The sequence below is a fragment of the Polymorphospora sp. NPDC051019 genome, assembly GCF_040683055.1.
Lineage (GTDB): Bacteria > Actinomycetota > Actinomycetes > Mycobacteriales > Micromonosporaceae > Polymorphospora > Polymorphospora lycopeni.
Genome location: NZ_JBFBCH010000012.1, coordinates 191,043 through 213,880, shown reverse-complemented (window position 1 = coordinate 213,880; position 22,838 = coordinate 191,043). Strand labels below are relative to the sequence as shown.

At 68.9% G+C, this 22,838-nt stretch carries 27 protein-coding genes; 9 read left to right on the top strand and 18 right to left on the bottom strand.

Features of this window, described 5'->3' with window-relative positions:
* Positions 1-25: 25 nt before the first annotated feature.
* The 7 genes from AB0M79_RS22105 to AB0M79_RS22075 form a co-directional block, all read right to left on the bottom strand.
* A complete protein-coding gene (locus AB0M79_RS22105; RefSeq protein ID WP_364216685.1) occupies positions 26-490 on the bottom strand; it encodes a Pycsar system effector family protein in 465 nt (154 codons plus the stop codon).
* 9 nt (positions 491-499) lie between these two features.
* Positions 500-796, bottom strand: a complete 297-nt coding sequence (locus tag AB0M79_RS22100) for a hypothetical protein (protein ID WP_364216682.1) — start codon at positions 794-796, stop codon at positions 500-502.
* A 64-nt stretch (positions 797-860) separates the two neighbouring features.
* The gene (locus AB0M79_RS22095; RefSeq protein WP_364216679.1) at positions 861-1,712 is read right to left on the bottom strand and encodes a DUF2637 domain-containing protein; all 852 of its coding nucleotides are present in this window, start codon (positions 1,710-1,712) and stop codon (positions 861-863) included.
* Positions 1,712-1,984, bottom strand: coding sequence for a hypothetical protein (locus AB0M79_RS22090; RefSeq protein WP_364216676.1), 273 nt, complete (start codon positions 1,982-1,984; stop codon positions 1,712-1,714). Before AB0M79_RS22090 ends, AB0M79_RS22095 begins: the two co-directional genes overlap by 1 nt.
* A gap of 1 nt (position 1,985) precedes the next feature.
* Positions 1,986-2,324, bottom strand: a complete 339-nt coding sequence (locus tag AB0M79_RS22085; RefSeq protein WP_364216673.1) for a hypothetical protein — start codon at positions 2,322-2,324, stop codon at positions 1,986-1,988.
* Positions 2,325-2,343: 19 nt separating this feature from the next.
* Positions 2,344-2,700: an RRQRL motif-containing zinc-binding protein gene (locus tag AB0M79_RS22080; RefSeq protein ID WP_364216670.1), complete on the bottom strand. Its 357-nt coding sequence runs from the start codon at positions 2,698-2,700 to the stop codon at positions 2,344-2,346.
* Positions 2,700-2,945 carry a DUF6284 family protein gene (locus tag AB0M79_RS22075; protein WP_364216755.1) on the bottom strand — a complete coding sequence of 82 codons (246 nt, stop codon included), beginning with the start codon at positions 2,943-2,945 and terminating at the stop codon, positions 2,700-2,702. Before AB0M79_RS22075 ends, AB0M79_RS22080 begins: the two co-directional genes overlap by 1 nt.
* Positions 2,946-3,564: 619 nt before the next feature.
* On the opposite strand from AB0M79_RS22075, the gene AB0M79_RS22070 reads away from it, so the two are divergent.
* The 5 genes from AB0M79_RS22070 to AB0M79_RS22050 all read left to right on the top strand — a co-directional run bounded on the left by AB0M79_RS22070 (position 3,565) and on the right by AB0M79_RS22050 (position 8,385).
* Complete coding sequence (locus tag AB0M79_RS22070) at positions 3,565-3,927, top strand: helix-turn-helix transcriptional regulator (RefSeq protein ID WP_364216667.1); 363 nt, start codon at positions 3,565-3,567, stop codon at positions 3,925-3,927.
* Between the two features lie 131 nt (positions 3,928-4,058).
* A complete protein-coding gene (locus AB0M79_RS22065; RefSeq protein ID WP_364216664.1) occupies positions 4,059-5,582 on the top strand; it encodes a helix-turn-helix transcriptional regulator in 1,524 nt (507 codons plus the stop codon).
* Between the two features lies 1 nt (position 5,583).
* Complete coding sequence (locus AB0M79_RS22060) at positions 5,584-6,519, top strand: NAD-dependent epimerase/dehydratase family protein (RefSeq protein ID WP_364216661.1); 936 nt, start codon at positions 5,584-5,586, stop codon at positions 6,517-6,519.
* A gap of 273 nt (positions 6,520-6,792) precedes the next feature.
* Positions 6,793-7,683, top strand: a complete 891-nt coding sequence (locus tag AB0M79_RS22055) for a hypothetical protein (protein WP_364216658.1) — start codon at positions 6,793-6,795, stop codon at positions 7,681-7,683.
* A 75-nt stretch (positions 7,684-7,758) separates the two neighbouring features.
* On the top strand, positions 7,759-8,385 hold the full coding sequence (locus AB0M79_RS22050) for a hypothetical protein (RefSeq protein WP_364216655.1): 627 nt from the start codon (positions 7,759-7,761) through the stop codon (positions 8,383-8,385).
* A 115-nt stretch (positions 8,386-8,500) separates the two neighbouring features.
* On the opposite strand, the gene AB0M79_RS22045 is transcribed toward AB0M79_RS22050, so the two are convergent.
* A complete protein-coding gene (locus AB0M79_RS22045) occupies positions 8,501-9,376 on the bottom strand; it encodes a YDG/SRA domain-containing protein (RefSeq protein WP_364216652.1) in 876 nt (291 codons plus the stop codon).
* A gap of 702 nt (positions 9,377-10,078) precedes the next feature.
* On the opposite strand from AB0M79_RS22045, the gene AB0M79_RS22040 reads away from it, so the two are divergent.
* Positions 10,079-11,365 (top strand): endonuclease/exonuclease/phosphatase family protein, encoded by a 1,287-nt coding sequence (locus AB0M79_RS22040; protein WP_364216649.1) that lies wholly within the window; start codon positions 10,079-10,081, stop codon positions 11,363-11,365.
* Between the two features lie 69 nt (positions 11,366-11,434).
* On the opposite strand, the gene AB0M79_RS22035 is transcribed toward AB0M79_RS22040, so the two are convergent.
* The 5 genes from AB0M79_RS22035 to AB0M79_RS22015 form a co-directional block, all read right to left on the bottom strand.
* Positions 11,435-12,403 (bottom strand): NAD(P)-dependent alcohol dehydrogenase, encoded by a 969-nt coding sequence (locus AB0M79_RS22035; RefSeq protein ID WP_364216646.1) that lies wholly within the window; start codon positions 12,401-12,403, stop codon positions 11,435-11,437.
* Positions 12,404-12,414: 11 nt separating this feature from the next.
* Positions 12,415-12,636 carry a hypothetical protein gene (locus AB0M79_RS22030; RefSeq protein ID WP_357519834.1) on the bottom strand — a complete coding sequence of 74 codons (222 nt, stop codon included), beginning with the start codon at positions 12,634-12,636 and terminating at the stop codon, positions 12,415-12,417.
* Between the two features lie 47 nt (positions 12,637-12,683).
* Positions 12,684-13,037: a winged helix-turn-helix domain-containing protein gene (locus AB0M79_RS22025; RefSeq protein WP_357519827.1), complete on the bottom strand. Its 354-nt coding sequence runs from the start codon at positions 13,035-13,037 to the stop codon at positions 12,684-12,686.
* Between the two features lie 131 nt (positions 13,038-13,168).
* Positions 13,169-13,558 (bottom strand): VOC family protein, encoded by a 390-nt coding sequence (locus tag AB0M79_RS22020; RefSeq protein ID WP_364216642.1) that lies wholly within the window; start codon positions 13,556-13,558, stop codon positions 13,169-13,171.
* Positions 13,555-13,914: a DUF1801 domain-containing protein gene (locus tag AB0M79_RS22015; RefSeq protein WP_364216639.1), complete on the bottom strand. Its 360-nt coding sequence runs from the start codon at positions 13,912-13,914 to the stop codon at positions 13,555-13,557. The genes AB0M79_RS22020 and AB0M79_RS22015 overlap by 4 nt, the downstream gene beginning before the upstream one ends.
* Before the next feature lie 84 nt (positions 13,915-13,998).
* Between AB0M79_RS22015 and AB0M79_RS22010 the strand changes: the two genes are divergently transcribed.
* Positions 13,999-14,889 carry a LysR family transcriptional regulator gene (locus tag AB0M79_RS22010; protein WP_364216636.1) on the top strand — a complete coding sequence of 297 codons (891 nt, stop codon included), beginning with the start codon at positions 13,999-14,001 and terminating at the stop codon, positions 14,887-14,889.
* Positions 14,890-14,895: 6 nt separating this feature from the next.
* Here AB0M79_RS22010 and AB0M79_RS22005 read toward each other — a convergent pair whose 3' ends face one another.
* From AB0M79_RS22005 to AB0M79_RS21995, 3 genes are all read right to left on the bottom strand, one after another.
* A complete protein-coding gene (locus AB0M79_RS22005; RefSeq protein WP_364216633.1) occupies positions 14,896-15,543 on the bottom strand; it encodes a fibronectin type III domain-containing protein in 648 nt (215 codons plus the stop codon).
* 179 nt (positions 15,544-15,722) lie between these two features.
* Positions 15,723-16,982 (bottom strand): DUF6596 domain-containing protein, encoded by a 1,260-nt coding sequence (locus AB0M79_RS22000; protein WP_364216630.1) that lies wholly within the window; start codon positions 16,980-16,982, stop codon positions 15,723-15,725.
* Positions 16,983-16,987: 5 nt separating this feature from the next.
* Positions 16,988-17,329, bottom strand: a complete 342-nt coding sequence (locus AB0M79_RS21995; protein WP_357538795.1) for a YciI family protein — start codon at positions 17,327-17,329, stop codon at positions 16,988-16,990.
* A 269-nt stretch (positions 17,330-17,598) separates the two neighbouring features.
* Between AB0M79_RS21995 and AB0M79_RS21990 the strand changes: the two genes are divergently transcribed.
* On the top strand, positions 17,599-19,020 hold the full coding sequence (locus AB0M79_RS21990; RefSeq protein ID WP_364216627.1) for a diguanylate cyclase: 1,422 nt from the start codon (positions 17,599-17,601) through the stop codon (positions 19,018-19,020).
* 26 nt (positions 19,021-19,046) lie between these two features.
* Here the strand turns inward: AB0M79_RS21990 and AB0M79_RS21985 are convergent, their stop codons facing one another.
* Both AB0M79_RS21985 and AB0M79_RS21980 read right to left on the bottom strand, forming a co-directional pair.
* The gene (locus AB0M79_RS21985; RefSeq protein ID WP_357538687.1) at positions 19,047-20,108 is read right to left on the bottom strand and encodes an aspartate-semialdehyde dehydrogenase; all 1,062 of its coding nucleotides are present in this window, start codon (positions 20,106-20,108) and stop codon (positions 19,047-19,049) included.
* Between the two features lie 4 nt (positions 20,109-20,112).
* A complete protein-coding gene (locus AB0M79_RS21980; RefSeq protein ID WP_357538688.1) occupies positions 20,113-21,378 on the bottom strand; it encodes an aspartate kinase in 1,266 nt (421 codons plus the stop codon).
* A 268-nt stretch (positions 21,379-21,646) separates the two neighbouring features.
* On the opposite strand from AB0M79_RS21980, the gene AB0M79_RS21975 reads away from it, so the two are divergent.
* On the top strand, positions 21,647-22,474 hold the full coding sequence (locus AB0M79_RS21975; RefSeq protein ID WP_364216622.1) for a hypothetical protein: 828 nt from the start codon (positions 21,647-21,649) through the stop codon (positions 22,472-22,474).
* Positions 22,475-22,838: the final 364 nt, after the last annotated feature.

Here is a 22,838-nt window from a genome sequence, read left to right as displayed (position 1 = left end):
GAAAGACCTCCTGATCAGGGGATGCTCAGTAGGTGGAGACAGCGGTCAGGACGGCGGTGGCGGCGGTGCCTGCCAGGCCGGACAGCAGCAGATCGACCGCGACCTGGACGCGGCGGAACTTGGTCAGGGCGGCGCGGCTGAGCCACACCAGTTCACGGGCGGCGCGGACGCCTTCGGTCAGGTCCGTTGCCTTGACCGTGTCGGCCAGCACGTCACCGGGTTCGCAGGTGGCGTAGTAGACGAAGCCGTGGTTACCGGCCAGCGACGGCCGTACCGCGAGGGTCAGCAGCGCGACCGCCGCACCGATCACGGCAACGGTCACCCAGCCGGCGAGTGCGGCGAGGGTGGGCAGGTCGGCGCGGGTCACGACCGCCAACCCGACCGTCAGCGCGGTACCGGAGATGGCGAGGAGGATGCCGGCCTTGGCGTCGACACGCGCCAACTCGCCGCGGGTCTGGGCGAGACTGGCCGCGATGGGTTCTGGCACCATCACAGGCGCCTACTCCTTCCATATGGGGGTTCGGGCGGCCGGCGGCACGGCACGGGTTTGCGAGGCCACAGGGCCGTGCCGCCGGGCGGGGCTACAGCCGCTCGGTACCGGGACCGTCTCGAAGCGCTGCCAGCCGGTCACGACGGCGTTGTGGTAGCCGGACTCGGCCAACATCTGGCCGATGACGTTGATGTCCTCCTGACTGCGAATCGGGTAGTGGAGACGGATCTCGCTGTTGCCGATCAGGCCACCCGGGGCGGCGAAGGTGACGAAGTAGCGGTACGGGTTCGGGTCGGTGCGCTTCACGAGGGTTCCTTCCGGAGTCGGTTGTGGTGCGGAGGCGGGTGTTGGGGTGTGCTGTGGGGTGGGGTTAGGAGGTCTTGGTGCGCTTGCGGTTGGTGGCCATCAGGGCGGCCGAGGCCATGACCATGAGTCCGTCGATGGCCAGCGGGCCGATCGCTACGGTCAGGTCGTCTTCGCCGAAGTGGTCGAGCAGGCCGGACAGGTGCCGGTACGACACGACGGCGGCGACCAGGGCGACCGGCAGGACACCGACGACCCGCACGACCATCGACCAGAACCCGTCACCCCACGTGATGCGGGTCAGGATCTCGACCGCGACGAACAACGCGATCGGCCAGAACACGGAGAACGCCACCGCCAGCAGCGGCGGGGACCAGTCGACAGGGGCGGTCCAGCCATCGGGTGCACCCGGCGGCGGCTTCGGCAGATAGGTGTGCGCGACGTTCGCCGCGATCGACACCACCCCGCCCAGCGCAACCCCGATGTAGGCCCAGACGCGGCCCGGGATCGACCGGCGACGGGCCTGCTCGCCACCGGCCGGAACCACCTCGGCCGCATCTGTGACGATCTTCGGAAGCGGTTCTACGACGGGTGTGGGCAGCGCGGATACTTCCGGCGTCGGCCGGTCGGTGGTGATCTCCGGAACCAGGGTGATCCCGTCATCCGACGCCGGGGCCGCGACCGAGTCCGGTGCGTCCGGGGTGGGCTCGACGGTGGGCACCGCGACCGGCGCGGCGGGCGGGGCCAGGTCCACCCGAAGGCCGTCAAGGATCGCGTTGGCCTTGTCACGACCGACGTGGAACTCGGCCTTGATTCGACGCTGCGACGGCAACGTGCCCAGCCGTTCCGCCAACTCGCGGGCGGCCGGCATCAGATCCTCGATGGCGGGCGGGTAGGCACTCAGGGTTGGAGTAGTCATCAGGACTCCCGGGGGTGAAGTTCAATCCATGTCTGTCCACGCGGCCGGGAACAGCCGAACCCGGTGCCGCACCGCTTGACCGGCGGCACCTCGGACCGGACCACCCGGCCGTTACGCCGAAAGATCACGTCGAACGCGTCGGCGCAGTCCGGGCAGGCGTAGATGGTGTGGGCGGGGTACTGGTAACCGAGCAGGCCACGCTGGTACGCCTGCACTCGGATGCCGGCCGGCAGGCCGCAGCCCGGCAACAACCGGCGGCGGGTGGCGGCCATGTCAGGCACCCGCTACGGCGGCCAACTTGTCTACCGTGTCGGTGCCGAGCGGGCCGGGGTCGGTGTAGTCGCGGGCCGAGGCGTAGATCTCCCAGCCGTGCCAGGTCGGGTAGGCGTTCATCCGACGGTAGGGGCGGCCGTCGTCGTCGGTGTGAGAGTGCTCGCCGGACAGCAGGTCGTCCGAGTTGAGTCCGGCCAGGAACAGCCAGGACTTCAGATCGGCGATGGAGTCGAAGTCGATGCTCAGGTGCTTGCCGTCGCTGAACACTCGCATGCTGGTCGGGTTGGCCAGCAGCAGCAGTTCGGCGAACACGGCCCGCCGGCTCTTACGTTCGGTCATTGCTCTGGAACTCCTTCGGTCAGGGGGCGCAATCGAGGCACTCGCCGAGCGAGCGCGGGATGTAGTACCAACGGACTTCGCCGCAGGTCGAGCAGGTACGGCGAGCCCGTAGCGCCTTGTCGACCGCGGCGCGCTGGGCCGGGGTGGCGGTGCGCTTCGGCCGGGCCAGGTCGACCCGGTACAGGTAGGCGACGCGGTCACCGCCAACACCGCGCCACATGACCTGGCCGGCAATCGGCTGACCACCAGGACGCAGCCCGGCGGCACGCAGTTGGCGCCGGGTGGCGTAACCGGGCGGGGCACCCCTCCACCAGAAGGTAGGGAGGCCGTAACGGACGCCATCTGGGTCGTAGAACGCGGCGCGGGTGCGGGCCATCAGGCCGCGCGACCCACGTCAACGCGGGTTGTCGCCCGGCCGCCCAGCTCCACGGCGGTCCGGGTGACTCGGGCCTCGGCCCGACGCACGCGCCGCCAGTCCAGCACGGTCGGACCACCGCGGTCGGTGGCGTAGATATGGGCAATCTCTGCGTCGACCAAGTCCAGTTCGGCCGCGATCAGCGGCCACTCCGCCTCGATCGCGGCCAGGTCGGCGGCGGTCGGGCCGTCCAGTTCGGGGTTCACTTCGTGCGGTTCCTTCCGGTACGGCGAGAGCGCGACGGCTGCCGGCAAGACCGGCACCGACGCTCATCGGGGGCCAGCGGAGCGAGGCGGCCACACCGGCCGCAGTCACGCCACACGGCGCTGCTCTTGGTCGTAATCCGCACGGCGGCGGCGATGCTCACGGACATGACAGCTCACCTCTCTCCAGCTCAAGTCAGGTCGGACAAGCAACCGGGGCGCGGCCAACACCGGCCGCGCTCCCGGACGACGAACACGGCGTGCGACAGCACGCGGGCGACCCTCGGTTGGGCAAGCAAGGGGCCAAACCCCTAAAAGCGGACAAGTCTTGCGGCCGGACAAGTCAACGGCCGACGCTCGCCTGCCACCCCTAGATCGCATGCATCGGGACCAATGAGGAAGACGGATCTCCCTGCGTCCCGGACCTCTGTGCAGTTCTCAAGTGGAGCCATGCGCCACGGCTTCCAGCAGATTCACGAGCGGCGCAGCCGAAGCCACCTCCGCCGGCTGTGGAGTCACCAGCGCTTGTTTCAGCGCTAAAATTAGCGCTCAGATCGTGCGTAGTCAAGCCATAGGAGGGCTACGATCAACGGCGTCAGGTCAGATGAGGTGGAGGCGCAGGGTGGAGAACTGGCAGGCCGTGGCCAACGCGATCAACGACCGCATGACTGAACTGCCCTTGTCGCAGAAGGAGTTGGCCGACCGGTCCGGCGTGTCGGTGGCCACGCTCCGGGAGTTGCAGCATGCCAAGGCCACACGGAAAAGGTCCGCGCGTACGCTCGCCGCGATCTCCCAGGCGCTTGGCTGGCCGGATGGATACCTGCAAGCCCGGCTGACCGGAGGGGCGCCGCCCGCCGGTGGCGGTCCAACCACCTCGGAGAGCGACCTGTCGATCGTGCTGGCCCGGCTTGACGAACTCCACGGCGAGGTTCGCCGCCTGGCCGACGCCGTCAACCGCATTGCGGACGACGGCAAGGCCCGGTAGCGGTTGCCTCTGTCTCGTGTCGTTCATGCATCAAGGACACCAGTTGACGACTCACGATCGAACGGTCTTCGCACGTCAGACAGGTGCACCCGGTAGGCACCGAGTAGGCACGACGGACCACGGCGCTCCACGTGGCCGAAGCCGAGGGGGTGATGGCCGTGCCGGCACGGGCGAGTGACGCCACGCCGAATCTCGCGCTCTACAACCTGCGTGACGCGGCTGGCCAGACACAGCAGGACGTCGCCGACGCCCTGAACCGCCTCGGCAACCAACGCGGCAAGCGGTTGGCAGTGACCGCGAACCAGATCAGCCGGTGGGAGCGGGGCATCACCCATCCGTCAGCGCTCTACCGCCAGCTCCTCGCCGAGCACTTCGAGGTATCCCTACAAGACCTCGGCCTGACCCGGCAACGGGTCACCCCGGCCACACCCGACACGTCAGAGACGGACACTCCCGGAGGATTCGCCATCTACGACGTAGACACCAGGCCCCGCCCCCAGGTCGAGGCCAGCCAAACGGAATGGCGCGCGATCCGCCGAGCCCTGAACAACCACCGCGTCCCGCTCGCCCGTCAAGCGGCCCACCTGTATGAGCCGGAGAACCGCGTCGGCGACACCGGTCTGATAGCCGCCCCCGCCTGGCTGCCGGCATCCCCCGTGGACCTGACTCAGTTCGGAATCGGCCTGTCGCCCAATGGCAGCACGCCACCTGAGATCACCGGATCAGAGGATGCGGCGGCCGGCGTACGTCCGCTCGACTTCACCGGCCAGCGCCACCAGCGCTACAGCCTCGCCCTACGCGACGTCGAGCAGCCGCGGCTGTTCGACAACCGGCTCTCCTGGTACCTCACCGGCGTCGACTGGACCAACCCGGAACAGGCTCTGACCTTCGGCACCGGCACCTACTTCGGTGGGGTCGACGTCTCCGAGGCCCTGGCCCACGAGATGGCCAGCTTCCACGTGGCCGGCGACGGCAGCGGCATCGTGCCCGCGACCTGGCGCAACCTCACGTTCCGGCGACTGGTCGGCGACCCGTTCACCCCGCACCGCCGGCCAACCGTGCCATCGATCAACACCCTGACCCTGCGGGCCGACGACGACGGCGTCACCTTCGTCCTGCACAACCGTGCCGCCGGCAACGTCGCGGTAGCCGGCGGGATGCTACACATCATGCCGGCCGGCGTCTTCCAGCCGTCGAGCATCCTGCCCGCAGCCCAGACAGCCGACTTCGACCTGTGGCGCAACATCGTCCGCGAGTACAGCGAGGAATTCCTCGGCAACTCCGAACACGGCGGCGACGGCCAACCCGCCGACTACCGCACCGAACCCCTTGCCTCACTCGACCGCGTCTACCAGGCCGGCGAGGTCCGGGTGTACTGCCTCGGCGTCGCGCTCGACGCCCTGACCCTGTGGGGCGAGATCCTGACCGTGGCTGTCTTCGACGGTCCGGCCTACGACCGGCTGTTCGCTGACATGGTCAGCACCAACACCGAGGGCACCGTCGTCAAGACCGGTCGACTCAAACCCACCTCGGCACTGCCGTTCACCTGGCACAACATCGAAGAGTTGACTGCCAGCGGACGCCTCGCCCCGGCCGCGGCCGGGTGCCTGCAACTGGCGTGGGAGCATCGCAGGACCGTCCTGGGGAGGAACTGACGTGCACGTACTGGTCACCGGCGGACTCGGCTTCCTCGGCCACGCCGTTACCGTCGACATGCTCGCTGCCGGCCACCAGGTCACCGTCTTGACCCGCGGCCGGGCCGACGCGACACCACCGGCCGGCGCCGACCTGGTCACCGGCGACATCCGCGACCGCGACCGGGTCGCCGACATCGTCAAGACAGGGGAGTACGACGGCGTCGTACACCTCGCCGCGCTGACCAGCGGCCGGGACTCCCACGCCGACCCGCTGACCTACTTCGACGTCAACACCGGCGGCACCCTGAACCTACTCATGGCCCTCGACGCCGTCCGCGACCAGCGCCCGCCCGCATCACTAGTCTTCGCCTCCACCAACATCGTCTACGGCTCCCACCACACCGGAGCCCTCTCCGAAGACCTCGACCCACACCCCGAAAGCCCGTACGCCGCATCCAAACTCGCCGCCGAGCAGCTCGTAGCCGCCTACGCCGCCACCGGAGCAATCGGCGCAGTAACCGTACGGCCCTTTAACATCGCGGGAGCTGCCAACGGGGTTGGCGATACCGATCCAGCTCGTATCATTCCCAACATCTTCCGCGCCATTACTGGTCAACTATCCCACATCACTCTAAACGGTGACGGAACAGCCATACGCGACTTCGTACATGTTGCGGATGCTGCCGAAGCAATCCGAATAGCTATTTCGTGCTGCACGCCCGGCAGCTATCATCTCTTCAATATTGGCTCTGGGGTCGGGGTCAGTATGGCTGAGATTATCGCCATGGCGGAGCAAGTTACTGGAAGAGTAGTCACAGTTGAGCGAAACCCACCCAAAGCGGAGCCTCAGCAACTTACGGCAGACATTGGCCGGGTGCGCGCACAACTCGAATGGAAACCGAGCCGATCGAATCTGTCACACATTCTTGCAGATGCCTGGGGCGCCTGGCGGTGACTAGGTTATGGCGGCAAGGTATTCCGCCGCACCCTATCTTGTCCTCCACCTGAGGCAGTGAAGAGTGCAGCTTCCACACACCCGGTAGCCCGAACCCTTGGGGCCCCGGTCGGGCCTACGCCCTTCTTGCGACACTTTTAGGTGAGGAACTATGTCGCATTTTGGACAGTCCACTTGTGATCATGGTCACAATAGAGTAAATAAGTATGTGGCGACCCCTGCGGGGGTCGCATTTATTCTGTGTGCGCACTGCCGCAAATAGGGGGAGTAGTCATGGCGTCGACTCGGAAAAGAATGGTAGTATTTTTCGAGATCCGCGATAAAGATGAAGCCCCCTTCGGTGAACCGATTCCTTGGGCTGAGCACCTGGCGGAAATTGCGCTAGAGTCGGCCGATCAGCGGAGGCATCGCATTAACGGAATCGACCACTGGGGTCAAATATACCCGTATCAGGATACCGACCATCTGATTCTTGCTAGATTGCTGGACAATGTCTCGTCGTACGACACGAATACGGGCGACATCTACGATATTGAGTCCGATTCTGGCAAGCCTTGGGTTGAGTTCTCGATTATTCACTTCATACCTGGGACCAACAAGATCGGCTTCGTGCTTGGCAGTCAGTCCTCGCCTCGCGTCTCTTCATTACAGGCATGGATGAATCTTCATTGCCTTGTCGATGGCGGGGTGAGTATCGTCCCAGTCTTGTCGGATGATGCACTTTCCAAGATCAAGGGTGCGGCTGAGGCATCCGTGCTGCGGGTGCAATACGAGAGTAATCAGCTGAACAATCTTCAGAGTGTTGGAATGCTTGGCAACCTGAAGAGGGTCCTGTCTGAAGACATGAATAACATCTCGGTTGAGCTTGTACTTAAAGTCGAGGGTGGACTAAAGCGGGGGCGAGAGCGCGAGCGCCTTAAGCTCCACAAGATTGCGAAAGATGTGTCGCATGATGAGTTTAGGTCGGCGGTTGTCAAGATCGTAAACTACCGAGACGACGGTAAGGCTTACGGTGAAGATATCGACTATCTTCGGCATCGAATTGCCAGGAAGGAGTCGATCACTATTACTGACCGAGAAGGGAACCCGGTCAAGATGACGTCCGCAATCGATGCAATCTATCGCGCCGTCGATCGCCTGAAAGATGACCTTTACGATCACTGATGCACTGAGTTTTGTCGCACCCCTCGGCTACCCTCACTCCAGGAGGTGTCAAGCATGAGAGTAGGCGGGCCTCGAATGACCTTGCACCAGAGAGTCGGATCTTTCTTCTCTTACAGGATTGTTCGACTGTGGCGGCGAGCATTCGACCATTGGTCGGAACATCCATCGATCGATCTGCCGCTGGTTGCGACTATTGTGGGCGTCCATCTTTTGATCGTCTATGGCGTCGGAATTGGCAATGTTCTAGCGTGGGCGGACTCGGGGCAGCGCACTGATGTCTACGCTGCGGGCGCTGGCATCACGGCACTTATCGCCGGGTTTACTGGGACTGCTATTGCGCAGTACGGGAGCTCCTCCGGTCCATTGATATCTGCGCTGCGTGCTACGCATGGCAGGGAAATACGCAAGAATTGGCTGAGCATAACTAAATGGCTAATGATTTCTGCGGTCCTGTGTATCACAAGCATGGCAATCGATGGCGGCTCGTCACCAAAAGGATCGAACTGGCTCTTTGAAGTCGCGTTCGCTCTGACCATCGTTAAGTTTGCTCGGCTTATTTTTCTGTTTGAGCTGATCATGCTCTCAGTGGACCGGCAGGATCACGAGACGTTGAGGGTGCAGCGAGCACAGGCAACTACTCGACAGGCGTCCCGGCGGGCAAGGGTGCCGCAGGATACTGGAGTTGCTTTTGACGAGGACTAGCCCCTGAAACAGCCTTGAGCAGGCGTGAGGGGACTAGATTGCACCTCAGATCTAGTCCCCTCAACTGGGGATATCAACGTATGCCGCCGTTGCTAGAGGGAAAGCATGCCAACGGCTACGGCTTGTGGTGTTCTCGGTGGTAGGCCAGTTGCGACCAGTCCACTCGGTGGGCGGCTACCGTCCGGAGTGTCCCTAGGTCGGCATCTGTTTGGGCGTGCCGCACAATGCCGGTTTGATCAACATAGATCGCGCCAGTGTCGAATAGGACGTGGTGGTTGGGGCAGAGGCAGAGGACGTTACTGGCCACGTCGGGACCGTTGTGGGGTCTCCCCAGCGCGCGGATGTGTGCGGCCTCTGCGTACGGTCCGGCTGGCGTCTGTAGTTGGAGCCCGCACACCTGACACCTGTGACTGTGTAGGTGCTTCACGCCGTTGGCGACGGCGGTACTTCTGGCCAGGCGTTGGATGGTGGCTGGTGTGCGTTGGGCTGGCTGGCCTTCGAGGTCGCCGGCAGCGCTAGGCGGTGGTGGGTCGGCGCTCTCTAGGGCTACCAGGCGGTACCGCCAGATCTTGAAGCCGTCCTTGCCGGTGTCGCGCCAGTGGTCGACCACCCGGAACAGTCCGTCGTAGCGCAAGCCGGCCTTGGGTGAGTGGTCGGGGTCGCCGGCCGCACCTCGGACGACACGGATCGGGTTGCCTTCGATCCGGCTGCGCGCGAGCCCGAGGTTCCCGAGGGTCAGTGGCTGGTCGGCGATCTGCCGCTTAGTGCCAGGGTCGTTGCCACCCTGGCCTGTATAGACGATCTCGGTACCGTAGTCCTCATCATCGATGTAGCCGCCAGAGACCACGATCGACTCCGCACCGTCGGCACCGCCGCAGATCCCGCCCTGGGTTGGCCGGTGCACACCACTTTTGGCGAGCTCGCTCCGATTGCGGAAAGTCGTACCAGGTGGGTAGCCGGGGATCTCGCCGTACGTCCGTGTGGAAGCCATGGCGGCACGATAGGGCAAGGGGCCGACGGTGGGCAGGCGACGAGAGGGGCGGCCAGTTCCTGCGTCGACTCGGTTCTAGTCTCATTCACCTTGGTCCGGCAACGTACGCGCCCGTCCGGCCGCGAGTGTAATGCCTGGTCACAGCCACTACGGGACTATCGCAGATGCGTGATTGTAGACCTCGAAAGCGTGGGCGTCGCACAGACGATGGCCAACATGTCAGCGTCGGGTGTCGTGGGTCGGGCGTCTCGCGCTGCACCTCGCAGAGACTCACACCGTCCCGCTGAGGTGGGGAGAAGCCTGGGAGACGATCTTGGGAGTAGCAGCATCAACACCGCGCGCGGACCAACGCAGGCCCATGGGCTGACCTGCACATGGAGCTCAACGAAGAGGTCCAACGGGTTGTCGGACGTAATTCGGGACGAAGAGGTCGTCGGTTCAAATCCGGCCACCCCGACCAGGTGAGAGGGCATATCCGCTCGACGGATATGCCCTCTCGTGGTTTCTGCGGTGGGCGCCTCCGCCGCCTGCCCTTGCCAGCCGTACGTCGATCAACGAACCTCAGTGTTCACACCACGGCCACCGGGTTGTCGGTGCCCACCGATAGACACATGGGCGCACCTCGACGCCGGGCACGGGCCGGCGTGGACCCGACAGCCCGGCCCGGATGCTCCCGGCCGGACGACACGGCAAGGAGGACGGATGTCGTCAGCCGTCAGGCGATCCCGACGGATCGCGGTACGTGGCGGATTGCTCGCCACGGCGGTCATGCTCGCCGCGCTGCCCTCGGTGGCGGCCCCGGCCGCCGCACACGGCAAGGGCGAGGACGTGCGGTTCGCCACGTTCAACGCCTCGCTCAACCGGAGCGCCGCCGGCACCCTGCGGTCCGACCTGTCGACGCCGGGGAACGCGCAGGCCCGCACGATCGCCGAGATCGTCCAGCGCAACCGGCCGGACGTGCTGCTGATCAACGAGTTCGACTTCGACCCGGTCGCGGCCCGGCTGTTCCAGGACAACTACCTGTCGGTGGGCCAGAACGGCGCGAAGCCGATCCGCTACCCGCACCGGTTCATCGCACCGAGCAACACCGGCGTCGCCTCCGGCTTCGACCTGAACAACAACGGCCAGGTCGTCACCCAGCCGGGCACCCCCGGGTACGGCGACGACGCGCTCGGCTTCGGTGACTTCCCGGGCCAGTACGGCATGGTCGTCTACTCGCGGTATCCGATCGACCTGGGCGGCGCGCGTACCTTCCAGAACTTCCTGTGGAAGGACATGCCGGGCGCCCTGCTGCCCGACGATCCGGCCACCCCGGCGCCGGCCGACTGGTACTCGCCCGAGGAACTGGCGGTCTTCCGGCTGTCGTCGAAGAGCCACTGGGACCTGCCGGTCAGGATCGGCAAGCGGACCGTGCACTTCCTGGTCAGCCACCCGACCCCGCCGGTCTTCGACGGCCCGGAGGACCGCAACGGGCGACGCAACTTCGACGAGATCCGGTTCTGGGCGGACTACGTACGTCCGGGCAGTGGCCGCTACATCTACGACGACCAGGGGCGTCGGGGCGGGCTGCGGCCCGGCTCGAAGTTCGTGATCGCCGGCGATCTGAACTCCGACCCGCGCGACGGTGACAGCATCCCGGGGGCCGCGCAGCAGCTCTTGGAGCACCGGTGGGTCAACGCCGGGTTCACCCCGTCGAGCCGTGGGGCCGTGGGGCCGTCGAGGCGAGCGTGCTGCAGGGCGGCGCCAACACCACCCACCGCAGCAACCCGAAGTACGACACCGCCGACTTCGCCGACGTCCCGGGTCCGGGCAACGTACGCGCCGACTACGTCCTGCCGTCGCGCGGGCTGGTCGTACGGGATGGTGGGGTGTTCTGGCCGGTCGCGAGTGATCCGCTGGCGCGGCTCACCGGCACGTTCCCGTTCCCCAGTTCCGACCACCGGCTGGTCTGGCTCGATCTGCGCGTCGGCCGGTAGCGCCGCGTCTTAGGTCCGGGGCCGGGTCCGGCCCCGGACCGGCGGGCCGTCGCCGCCGCCCGGGTTCGGTGCTCCAGCGGCTTCACACGGTGATGACCACCTTGCCCCGCGCGTGCTGGTCTGCGAGGTAGCGGAAGGCGTCGGCGGTGCGGTCGAGCGGATAGGTCCGGTCGACGACCGGCGTCAGCTTGCCGGCCTCGACGAGTTCGACGAGCCCGAGAAGGTCCGGTTTGCGGCTGATCGACGTGAGCGGCCGCACCCGGCGCCGCCGGAGGAACGGTGCGACGAGCATCGTGGCCAGATTGCGCTCGAATCCGCCCAGCACCGGGCCGCCGTTCTCCGATCCGACCAGCACGAGCGTTCCGGCCGGGTTCAGGAGCCGGCGGAGCTGCGGGATCGGCCGGTCGCCGATCATGTCGAGGATGACGTCGTACCGGCGTCCGCTCCGGGCGAGATCCTCGCGGGTGTAGTCGATGGCGTGGTCGGCGCCGAGCGAGCGGATCATCTCCGCCTTGCTGGTGCTGCACACGCCGGTCACCTCCGCTCCGTACGCCTTGGCGATCTGGACGGCGAACGTCCCGACGCCGCCGGCCGCACCGATGACCAGGACCTGCTGTCCCGGCTGCGGCCGGGTCCGGCCGCTCAGGCCCTGGTACGCGGTCATCCCGGAGATCGGCACCGCCGCGGCCTGCTCGAAGGTGAGCGCCGCCGGCTTCGGCACCAGGTTCGTAGTGGGTACGGAGACGAACTCGGCGAACGTCCCTGTGCCCCAGCCGAGCACCTCGTCGCCGGGCTGGAACTCGGTCACGTCGGCGCCGACCGCTCTCACCTCGCCGGCGAACTCCGTACCTCGGACCCGGTTCATCGGCGCGCGCGGTCCGGCGATGCGGACGGCGTACGGCCGGCCGGTCATCAGGATCCGATCGCCGCGGTGGACACCGGCGGCGCGCACGCGTACGAGCACCTGGTCTTCCCGGACCGCCGGCCGGTCGATCTCCCGGAGTTCCAGCACCTCCGGCGGCCCGTACCGGTCCTGCGCGATTGCCCTCATGGCGGTCTCCCCTACTCGACGGTGCGGAGGATCTGTTCGATCGAGGCGGTCCTCGACCGGAGTTCGGAAACGTCGGCGGCCGTCCGCTGCTGGGCGTCCAGGGTGCGCTCGGCCAGTTGTTCGTAGCGGCTCACGAGCTGTCGCAGCTGTTCGTCCTGCTGCGTCGCGATCTTGGCTTTGCGGTGCTCGAGCACGGTGGCCGCGGCGCCGACGAGGATCAGGAAGACGAACATCAGCACGCCGAGCACGAGGATCGCTTCGGGCCAGGTCCAGGTGTCTGTCATCGGGGGGTCTCCTTCGGTGCGGGACCCGGCACCGGGTCCGATCTGGTGAGGGTCTCGGCCGCCTCGACGAGGGTCGATGCGGTCAGGTGCACGTCGAACTCGGCGACCTGGTAGTACTTCATGGCCTTGCCGTCCTCGGAGAGTTCGAGGCTGCCGACGATCAGGCCGGCTGTTTCCAGCCGTTGCAGGTGCATGTGCAGCAGGGGGCGGCTGATCCCGATCTCCCGGGCCAGGTGACTCACGTAGTCACGGCCGCCAGCCAGCTTCGCCATGATCCGCAGCCGCAGTGGGTTGGCCAGCGCGGCCAGCATCTCGACCAGCTGGTCACCGGTCGGCTGGGCCACTGTCATGCCCCTCCTTCGCATGTAAAGAATTCCTTACACGTGAAAGCGTACCAACGCGCGACGCCGGGCCACAAGCGTGGCCCGGCGTCGCGCGTCGGTCGGATCTGGGACCGTCGAAGGGTTCGGGGAGTCGTCGTTCAGGCGTCCTGGGGATACCAGCGCAGCTCGACGCTGTTGCCGTCCGGATCGGCGACGTAGACCGAGGTCGCGTCACCCCGCGCGCCGAACCGGCCGACCGGTCCCTCCAGCACCGTGAAGGTGCCGGAGTCGATGACCTCCTGCCAGTCCAGCGGTGCCACCACCAGGCAGAGGTGGTCGACGTTCGACCCGTCACGGCCACGGCGTACCAGGTCAATGATCGTTTCCGGGGTGACCCGTACGGAGGGGAACGGGACCTTTCCGGCCCGCCACTCGTCGACGCGAACCGGTGCCAGGCCGAGAAGACCGCAGTAGAAGTCGAGTGAGCGCTCGACGTCGGAGACGTTGAGGACCAGGTGGTCGAAGCCGGTGACCCGCACGGCGCTCACCTCGCCTCCAGGTCGCGGGCCTGGCGCAGCCAGTCGGCGAACAGCGCCGGGTCGATCTCGTCGACGGTACGGAGCTTGACCGACGCCATCTGCCGGGCACCGGCGACGAGCCGACCCGACGCGTCCGTGATCTCCTGCCCCCGCCACAGCCCGAAGGTGACGTACGACGAGTACGCCTTGACGAGGCAGATCGGGTTCTTGCCCGGCTTGTCGCCGGCGCCCCACACCGGATGGCCGTGCCACATCGCGCCGTTGGCGTCGGGCAGGGCCGCTTCGATGACCGGTCGGAGCTTCTCGCCGACCTCGCGGAGCGGGGCGAGGCTGGTCAGGTAGTCGGTGATCGTCGCTGTCGTCATGCCTTCACGATCCGTCGGTCCACGGCCCGGACCAAGCCACGATCGCGCTACGATCGTTTACTCAGATTCAACGATGAGGATCCGATGCTGGAGCGGTACGAACTGGAGACGTTCCTGACGCTCGCCGAGGAGCTGCACTTCGGACGCACCGCCGAGCGGTTGCGGGTGACCACCGGGCGGGTCAGTCACGTCGTCAAGAAGCTGGAGCGCCGGATCGGCGCCCCGCTCTTCGAACGCACCAGCCGGGTCGTCCAGCTCACCCCGATCGGCCGGCGGCTCGCCGACGACCTGGCCCCCCTCGTGGCCGGGATGGACGAGGCGGTCCGCCGGGCCGTCGACGCCGGCCGGGGCGTGACCGGACAGCTGCGGGTGGCGTTCGTCGGCGAGTGGGGCGCGCCGCTGCTGCTGCGGGCCGTCGCCCTGTTCAGCGAGCGGCACCCGGACTGCGAGGTCGACGTACGCGAGGCGCCGCTGCTGAACACCCGGGCGAGCCTGCTCGACGGCTCGGTCGACGTCCTGATCGCCTCGTTCCCGTTCGACGGCATGGCCAACGGGCCGGTCCTGCTCACCGAGGAGCGGGTCCTGGCGGTGGCGGCCGGCCATCCGCTGGCCGTCACCGGAGCGGTGTCGCTGGAGGTGCTCGCCGAGCACCCGGTGGTGCAGTATCCGGCGGTGACGTCGGCGGAGTTCAAGCGCGACCGTACGCCCGAACACACGCCGTCGGGCCGGCCGGTGCCGAAGGGGCCGGCGGGTAACACGTTCTCCGAGATGCTCTCCCTGGTGGCGCTGGGCCGGGGCGTGCTCCCGGTCGGGGCGCACACCCGCCAATACCATCCCCGGCCGGACATCGCGTACGTGCCGATCCACGACGCGCCGCCGATCCGGCGCGGGCCGGTCTGGCTGGAAGCGAACACCACCGAGCGGGTACGCGAGTTCGTCCGTGCTGCCGTCGACGCCAATCCATCGGCCGGCTGAGACCGGTCAGCCGGTCGTGGTGACGGTGACCGGCGCCGACAGGGCGGAGATGTTGCCGGCGTCGTCGCGCGCCCGGACCGCGAAGCTGTACGTCGTACCGGGGGTGAGCCCGGTGACCCGGGCGGTGGTGCCGGTCGGCGGATGCTGCGGTGCGGTCGCGACGACCGGACTGCCGGGGGCGCTGACCATGAGGACCTCGTACAGGGCCACGTAGACGTTGTCGGTGGATCGCGGCCAGGTGAGGATCACCAGGGTGTCGGCGACGGTGTACGGCACCGGGGCACCGGGGGCGGTCGGTGGTTGGTTGTCGCCGGGCGGCATGGTCACGACCAGCATCGGGGTCGACGGCGAGAAGTTGCCGGCCGCGTCCCGGGCGCGGACTGCGAACCGGTGGGTGCTCGACGGGCGCAGTCCGGTGATCGTGATGGAGTTCGTGGTGGTGTTGCGCATGAAGACGACGTCGGTCGAGAAGTGGCTGACGTCGTATCTGGTCACGCCGACGTTGTCGGTGGCCGCGACCCAGGTCAGTTCGATCGTCGTGGTGGTGATGCCGGCGATCGTCACCGGCCCGGGGGCGGTCGGCGCCTCGGTGTCGGTGGCGGCGTACGCCGTTCCGCCGGCGCCGAGCGCCAGCAGCACCGTTGCCGCCACCATCGCCGTTCGACGTACGGCGCCGCCGGGCGCGGTAGACGGCCATCGTGCAATGCGCATGGGAGCCCCGTTCTCGGAATACCAGCGAAACGAATCCATGTTCGCCGATACGATGCTGCTTCGGGAACAGGACCACGAGGCCCGTCGCACCATTTGCGGGCCGGGACAACCGGCCCGAGGCATCAACCGTCCGAAGCGGACAGTTCGGCCGCTTCGAGCCGGCGACTCAGGTGGGCGCGTTCGGGCTCGGTGCCGGCCAGGTCCAGCGCCGCCCGGTACGCCGCCGCGGCCTCGCCGAACCGGCCCAGCCGGCACAGCAGGTCACCCCGTGCCGCCGCGTACGGGTGGTATGCCCGCAGCCGGGGTTCGTCCGCCAACTCGTCGAGCAGCGCGAGGCCGGCCGCCGGGCCGTCCCGCATCGCCACCGCCGCGGCCCGGTTCAGCGCGACGACCGGCGACGGCGACAGGACCAGCAGTACGTCGTACAGAGCCACCACCTGTGGCCAGTCCGTGGTGGCCACGTCCGCGGCCTCGTCGTGCAGGGCGGCGATCGCGGCCTGCACGCCGTACGGACCGGGTGGGCCGCCGGTCAGGGCGGCCACCACCAACTGCCGCCCCTCCTCGATCATGGCCCGGTCCCAGCGGCCGCGGTCCTGCTCGTCGAGGAGGACGATCTCGCCGTCCGGGCCGGTGCGGGCGTCCCGGCGGGCGTGGATCAGCAGCATCAGCGCGAGCAGTCCGGTCACCTCGCGCTCGGCGGGCAGCAGCCGGCGCAGGATCCGGGCCAGCCGGATGGCCTCCTCGGCGAGGTCGAGCCGCTGCAGTCGCGGGCCGGTGCTGGCCGCGTACCCCTCGGTGAAGATCGAATAGACGACCTGGAGAACGCCCGGCAACCGGCCCGGCAGTTCGTCGGCGCCGGGTACCCGGAACGGGATCCGGGCGTCCCGGATCTTCTTCTTCGCCCGGACGATCCGCTGCGCCATCGTCGGCACCGGCACCAGGTAGGCCCGTGCCACCTCGGGCGTCGTCAGCCCGGCGAGGCAGCGCAGGGTCAGCGCGCCACGGTCCTCGGCGGGCAGCGCCGGGTGGGCGCAGGTGAAGAAGAGGCTCAGCCGCTCGTCGGGCAGGTCACCGTCGGGGTCCGCGGGTGCGACCGGTCCGGCCCGGTCCGCCTCGGCCTGGAGCACGGCGAGGCGGGCCGCATACGCCTGGTCGCGCCGCAGCCGGTCGACGGCCTTGCGCCGCGCCGTGGTGAGCAGCCAGGCCCCGGGCCTGGCCGGCACGCCCTGCCGGGGCCAGTGTTCGAGGGCGGCCTCGATCGCCTCGGAGGCGACGTCCTCGGCCAGGTCGAGGTCGCCGAAGCGGTGGACGAGGGAGGCGAGCAGCCGGCCGCGTTCCTCACGGAAGACCGCCTCCACCGCGCCGGCTGCCCGCTCGTCCATCGCCGTCAGCCCTGGGGGAAGTCGGCGACCGGCCGCACCTCGACGCCGCCGCCGCCGCGCGATCCGGGGCAGCGGGCCGCCCAGTCGAGGGCGACGTCGAGGTTCGGTACGTCGATGACGTAGAAGCCGCCGAGCAGTTCCCGGGTCTCGGCGAACGGGCCGTCGGTGATCGTGCGCTCGCCGGTCTGGCTGACCCGGACCGTGGTGGCGGTGACGAGGTCCTGCAACTCCTCGCCCGAGACGAAGATCCCCGCCTCGTTCACGGCCTTGTCGAAGGCGATCCAGTCGGCCGGGGTGCAGCCGAAGTCGTTCGGGTCGGCGTCCGGCGCGGGGTGGATGAGCAGCATGTACTTCACGGTCCGTCTCCTGTCGTACGGGTACGGCGGGCTTGCCGTACAGCATGACGACGAACGGGGTACGGCGGGATCGACATCGCCGGCCAGGATTTTTTCGTACGACCGGTGTCCGACGACAGGCGTGCCCCGCCGGACCCGTCGATCCGGCCACGGCGAGCCGTACGCAACGCAACGCGTTCGAGAGGCGACGCTCAGTAAAATCGGTCCGGCGTCCGGAGCACCGACGCCGCCCGCATCCGTCAGAAGGCGGCGACCCGCGCTTGCACCCCGAACGAGTGACCGCCGACCTCGCGGCACGCCTGACCAGGGCGACGACCGTCGCCGGGGCGTGCCAGGCCGCCGCGGCGACGATCGCCGCCCACAGCGACGTGATGGTCGCGGTCCTGCTGCACGTCCACGACCGGCTGCGCTGTGTCGCGGCGACCGGCTCGTGGCAGGTGTTCGCGTCGGTGCTGCCCGGCACCGGGGTCTCCGGCCGCGCGTACGCCGCCGGCAGGACGCAGACGGTGACCGACGTCACCGCCGACCCCGACTACATCGCGCTCGGGCCGCCGGTCGCGGTCGAGATCTGCGCGCCGGTCGTGGACCGGTCCGGCCGGCCGATCGGCGTACTCAACCTGGAATGGTCCGGGCCCGTCGACATCGACGCGTGGCGGACGCTCGCCGAGCGGGTCGCGGCGGACCTCGGCGCGCACGTCGACCGGCTCGGCGGGCCGCCGGCCGAGAGCCGGAGCGAGAAACTGCTCCGGTACGCGGGCGCGATGACCTCGGCCGCCTCGGAGCGGGCGCTGGCGCGGGTCTCGATCGACGCCGCCCGGGACGTGGCCGGGCTCGCGGCGGCGGTGCTGTTGCTGACCGGTCCGGACGGGCCCGGGTTGGCGCCACCGACCGCCCGGCCGGGCCCGTTGGAGTCGCGGCTGCGCGAGCGGCTGGCCGCGGCGAGCGCCGCCGAACTGGGCGAACTCGTGTCGCGCGCGCACCGGCACGGGGCGTCGTACACGCTGGGTGAGACCGGGCCGCCGACGACGCGGGGCTACGAGGTCCTGGTCGACGCCGACGTGTGCACGCTGATCTCGGTGCCGGTGGGGCCGCCGGACGCGGGCGGGGTGCTGCTGGTCGCCGACGAGGTGGCGTCGCGGCCGGACCCGACGACGGTCAACCTGATGGAACTGCTCGCCGCGCAGGCGTGGAGCTGCCTGGACCGGCTACGCAGCCTCCACAAACTGCACGAACAGGCCATCTCCGACCCGTTGACCGGGCTGCCGCACCACGGGCCGTTCGGTGAGCGCATCGCCGCCGCCACTCCGGGCCGCACCGCGCTGCTGGCCGTCGACGTGGACAACTTCAAGACCATCAACGACACGTACGGGCACCAGGCCGGCGACCGCGTGCTGGTCGGTCTGGCCCGGGCGTTGGAGCGGGCGCTCCGGCACGGCGACGAGCTGTACCGGATCGGTGGCGACGAGTTCGTGGCGGTGGTCGAGGTGTCGGCGGCACAGGAGGCGGTCGGGATCGCCGGGCGGCTGGCCGGCGCGGCACGGGCCCTCGGCCGGACGGTCAGCGTCGGGGTGGCGGTGCAGCGGGCGGGCGAGTCGTCGGACCTGACGCTGCGCCGGGCCGACGCCGCCCTCTACACGGTGAAGCGCGGCGGCGGTGACGGCGTACGCCTCGCCCCGGACTGATCACTCCGCCGGCAGTCGGCGCGGGGTCAGCGGGCGGCGAACTCGGGGGCCAGCAGTTCGGCGATCTGGGCGGTGTTGAGTGCGGCGCCCTTGCGCAGGTTGTCGCCGGTGACGAACAGGTCGAGGGCGCGCGGGTCGTCCATCGAGCGGCGGATCCGGCCCACCCAGGACGGGTCGGTGCCGACCGCGTCTATCGGCATCGGGAACTCGCCCTCGGCGGGGTCGTCGACGAGGATGACGCCGGGCGCGTTGCGCAGTGCCTCGCGGGCGCCCTCGGCGTCGACCTCGCTGCCGAAGACGGCGTGCACGGCCACCGAGTGGCCGGTGACCACCGGCACCCGTACGCAGGTGGCGGAGACCTTCAGGTCGGGCAGGCCGAGGATCTTGCGCGTCTCGTTGCGCATCTTGAGTTCCTCGGTCGACCAGCCCGCGTCGGCGAGCGAACCGGCCCACGGCACCACGTTGAGGGCGAGCGGGGCGGGGAACGGGCCGAGGTCGTCGCCGACGGCCTGCCGTACGTTGCCGGGCCGGCTGCCCAGCGCCCGGTCGCCGGCGACCTTGGAGAGCTGGTCGTGCAGGGTGTCGACGCCGACCTGCCCCGCGCCGGAGACCGCCTGGTAGGAGGCGAGGACCAGCTCGCGCAGCGCGTATTCACGGTGCAGCGGGGCGATCGCCACGATCATCGCGAGCGTGGTGCAGTTGGCGTTGGCGATGATGCCCTTGGGCCGGTTGCGTACCTGCTCGGGGTTGATCTCGGGAACGACGAGCGGGACGTCGCGGTCCATCCGGAAGGCGCCGGAGTTGTCGACGGCGATCGCACCGCGCTCGACGGCGATCGGTGCCCACTGCGCGGACACCTCGTCGGGTACGTCGAACATGGCGACGTCGACGCCGTCGAACGCCTCCGCGGACAGCTCCCGGACCGTCAGCTCCTCGCCTCGGCAGGCCAGCTTGCGGCCGACGGAGCGCGCGGAGGCGATGAGCCGGATCTCGCCCCAGTGGTTCTTGCGGGCGGAGAGCAGCTCCAGCATGACGGTGCCGACGGCGCCGGTCGCCCCGACGACCGCGAGGGTGGGCAGCCGGGACATGTCGTTACCGGCCGGTTCCGGCGTAGACCACGGCTTCTTCGGAGCCGCCGAGGTCGAACGCCTCGTGCACGGCGCGCACGGCACTGTCGAGGTCGGTGTCACGGCAGACCACGGACACCCGGATCTCCGAGGTGGAGATCATCTCGATGTTGACGCCGGCCTCACCGAGGGCGGCGAAGAAGCTGGCGGCCACACCGGGGTGCGAGCGCATGCCGGCACCGATCAGCGAGACCTTGCCGACGTGGTCGTCGTAGAGCAGGCCCTTGAACTTGACCGACTCCTGGATCTTGTTGAGCGCGGCCATGGCGGTGGGGCCGTCGGCCTTGGGGAGGGTGAACGAGATGTCGGTGCGGCCGGTGCCCTCGGTCGACACGTTCTGCACGATCATGTCGATGTTGATCTCGGCGCCGGCGACGGTCTCGAAGATCTGGGCGGCGGCGCCCGGCTCGTCCGGCACGGCCACGATCGTGATCTTGGCCTCGCTCCGGTCGTGGGCGACCCCGGTGATCAGTGCTTGTTCCACGGAAAGGTCCTCCATCGATCCGGTGACCATCGTGCCGGTGTTCGTCGAGTAGGACGACCGGACGTGGATGGGCAGGCTGGCCCGGCGGGCGTATTCGACGCTGCGCAGGTGCAGCACCTTGGCGCCGCAGGCCGCGAGTTCGAGCATTTCCTCGTAGGTGATCTGCTTGATGTGCCGGGCGTTGGGCACGATCCGCGGATCGGCGGTGAAGACGCCGTCGACGTCGGTGTAGATCTCGCACATGTCGGCGTTGAGTGCCGCGGCCAGCGCGACGGCTGTGGTGTCGGAGCCACCCCGGCCGAGCGTGGTGATGTCCTTGGTGTCCTGGGAGACGCCCTGGAAACCCGCGACGATCGCGATCGCGCCCTCGTCGAGGGCACCCTGGAGGCGGCCCGGCGTCACGTCGATGATCCGGGCCCGGCCGTGCACCGACGTGGTGAGCACGCCGGCCTGCGACCCGGTGTAGGACCGCGCCTCGTAGCCGAGGTTGTGGATCGCCATCGCCAGCAGGGCCATCGAGATCCGCTCACCGGCGGTCAGCAGCATGTCCAGCTCGCGGCCGGGTGGCAGCGGGCTCACCTGGTGGGCCAGGTCGAGCAGCTCGTCGGTGGTGTCGCCCATCGCCGAGACCACGGCCACCACGTCGTCGCCGGCCTTGCGGGCGGCCACGATGCGCTCGGCGACGCGCTTGATGCGCTCGGCGGTGGCGACGGAGGAGCCGCCGTATTTCTGCACCACCAGTGCCACGGCAGTCCACTCCTTCCGGGGTGCCCGGGGCTGTGCCGGCGCCTGCGGCCGGTGCCCGGCGACCCTCGTCGACCCTAGACGTCGAACCTGATGACGATTCACCTCGCCCACGAACCCCACGCTGGGCACGCAAGCCGCCATCAGGGTACCGGCGGGCTGTGACGGCGTGGACACGCGATCCCACCATCCGGCCGTGGGGCGCGACACGCCGACCGACAACCCGACCCCGGTGCACACCCGGCGCACCGACGGCGATGAGAATGGGCGCGTGCGCCCCGGAGCTGCCTCGCGTCCCGCCATCCGATCCGGTCTGCTCGGCGTGCTGACCACCGCCGCGGCGGCCATGGTCACCGGCTGCGGCTCCGACGCCCCGGCGTCCGACCCGACGCCGGCACCGAGCCCGAGCGCCACCGAGGCGGACCAGACACCGGCCCGGTCCCAGCTCGCCGGCCTCGCGGCCGCGGCGCAGGACCGCCACCTGTCGGCGTTCTACACGCTGTCGGCCGCCGACCGCGAGGACCGTACGGTCGCCTTCACCGCCGCCCCCGACGGCAGTTGGCGGGTCGACATCCCCGGCGGCGCGCTCGGCGGCACCGCCGACGTCTCGGTGGCGCGTACCGCTGACGGGCTCTTCCAGTGCGCGCTGCCGTCGGTGACCCGGCAGGTCGCGCCGACCTGCGTGCGGGTCGGCGACCCGGACGGACGGTTCGCGGCCGGCACCGATCCACTGGTCCAGCACCCGCTGGTGAGCTGGGCCCGGGTGCTCACCGACCGGCGGGCCGCCCTGTCGGTGACCGCCGCCCAGCCGCTGCCCGGCAGCCGTGGCACCTGCTTCGCGGTCGAGTCGACGTCCGCCTCGCTGCGGGCACCGCTCGACGTGGGGATCTACTGCTACGCGCAGGACGGCACGCTGACCGGGGCGAAGGTCGCGTTCGGCACCCTGATCCTCGCCGGTGAGCCGGTGGCCGCACCGCCGACGGTCACGCTGCCGGGCCCGGTGGTCGCGGGTGAGCCGCTGGGCATGGCGTCGCCGCCACCGCCGCCGACCCCGACCGCGACGCCCACCGGCACCCCGTCGCCGACGCCGTCCGCCTGACCACCCCGGCCGTACCGCCACCTGGGAGTTTCGTCTCAAACCCCGGGTCGGGCTTGCCAACGCCAATCGATCACGTAGGGTGACCAGTGTTATGTGGCAGGCTCTTCTCCTTGGTCGCCGCGGCGAGGCCCACCGGGCCGGCACCTCGCCGCGGAGTTGACGCGCGCCGCCTGAGCACGTTCTTTCCGATCCGGGCATCGACGCGCCGGATCGCATCAGCCAGACTTTTCCCGCGCTGACGTCACCCTGACCACAGGAGCATTTCCGTCATGTCAGACAACGCCGCACCCAGCACCGCGTCCACCGACCAGTCCGCCGTACCCGGTGGTCCGGCCGCCGCCCCCGGCCCGGACCCGATCGCCCG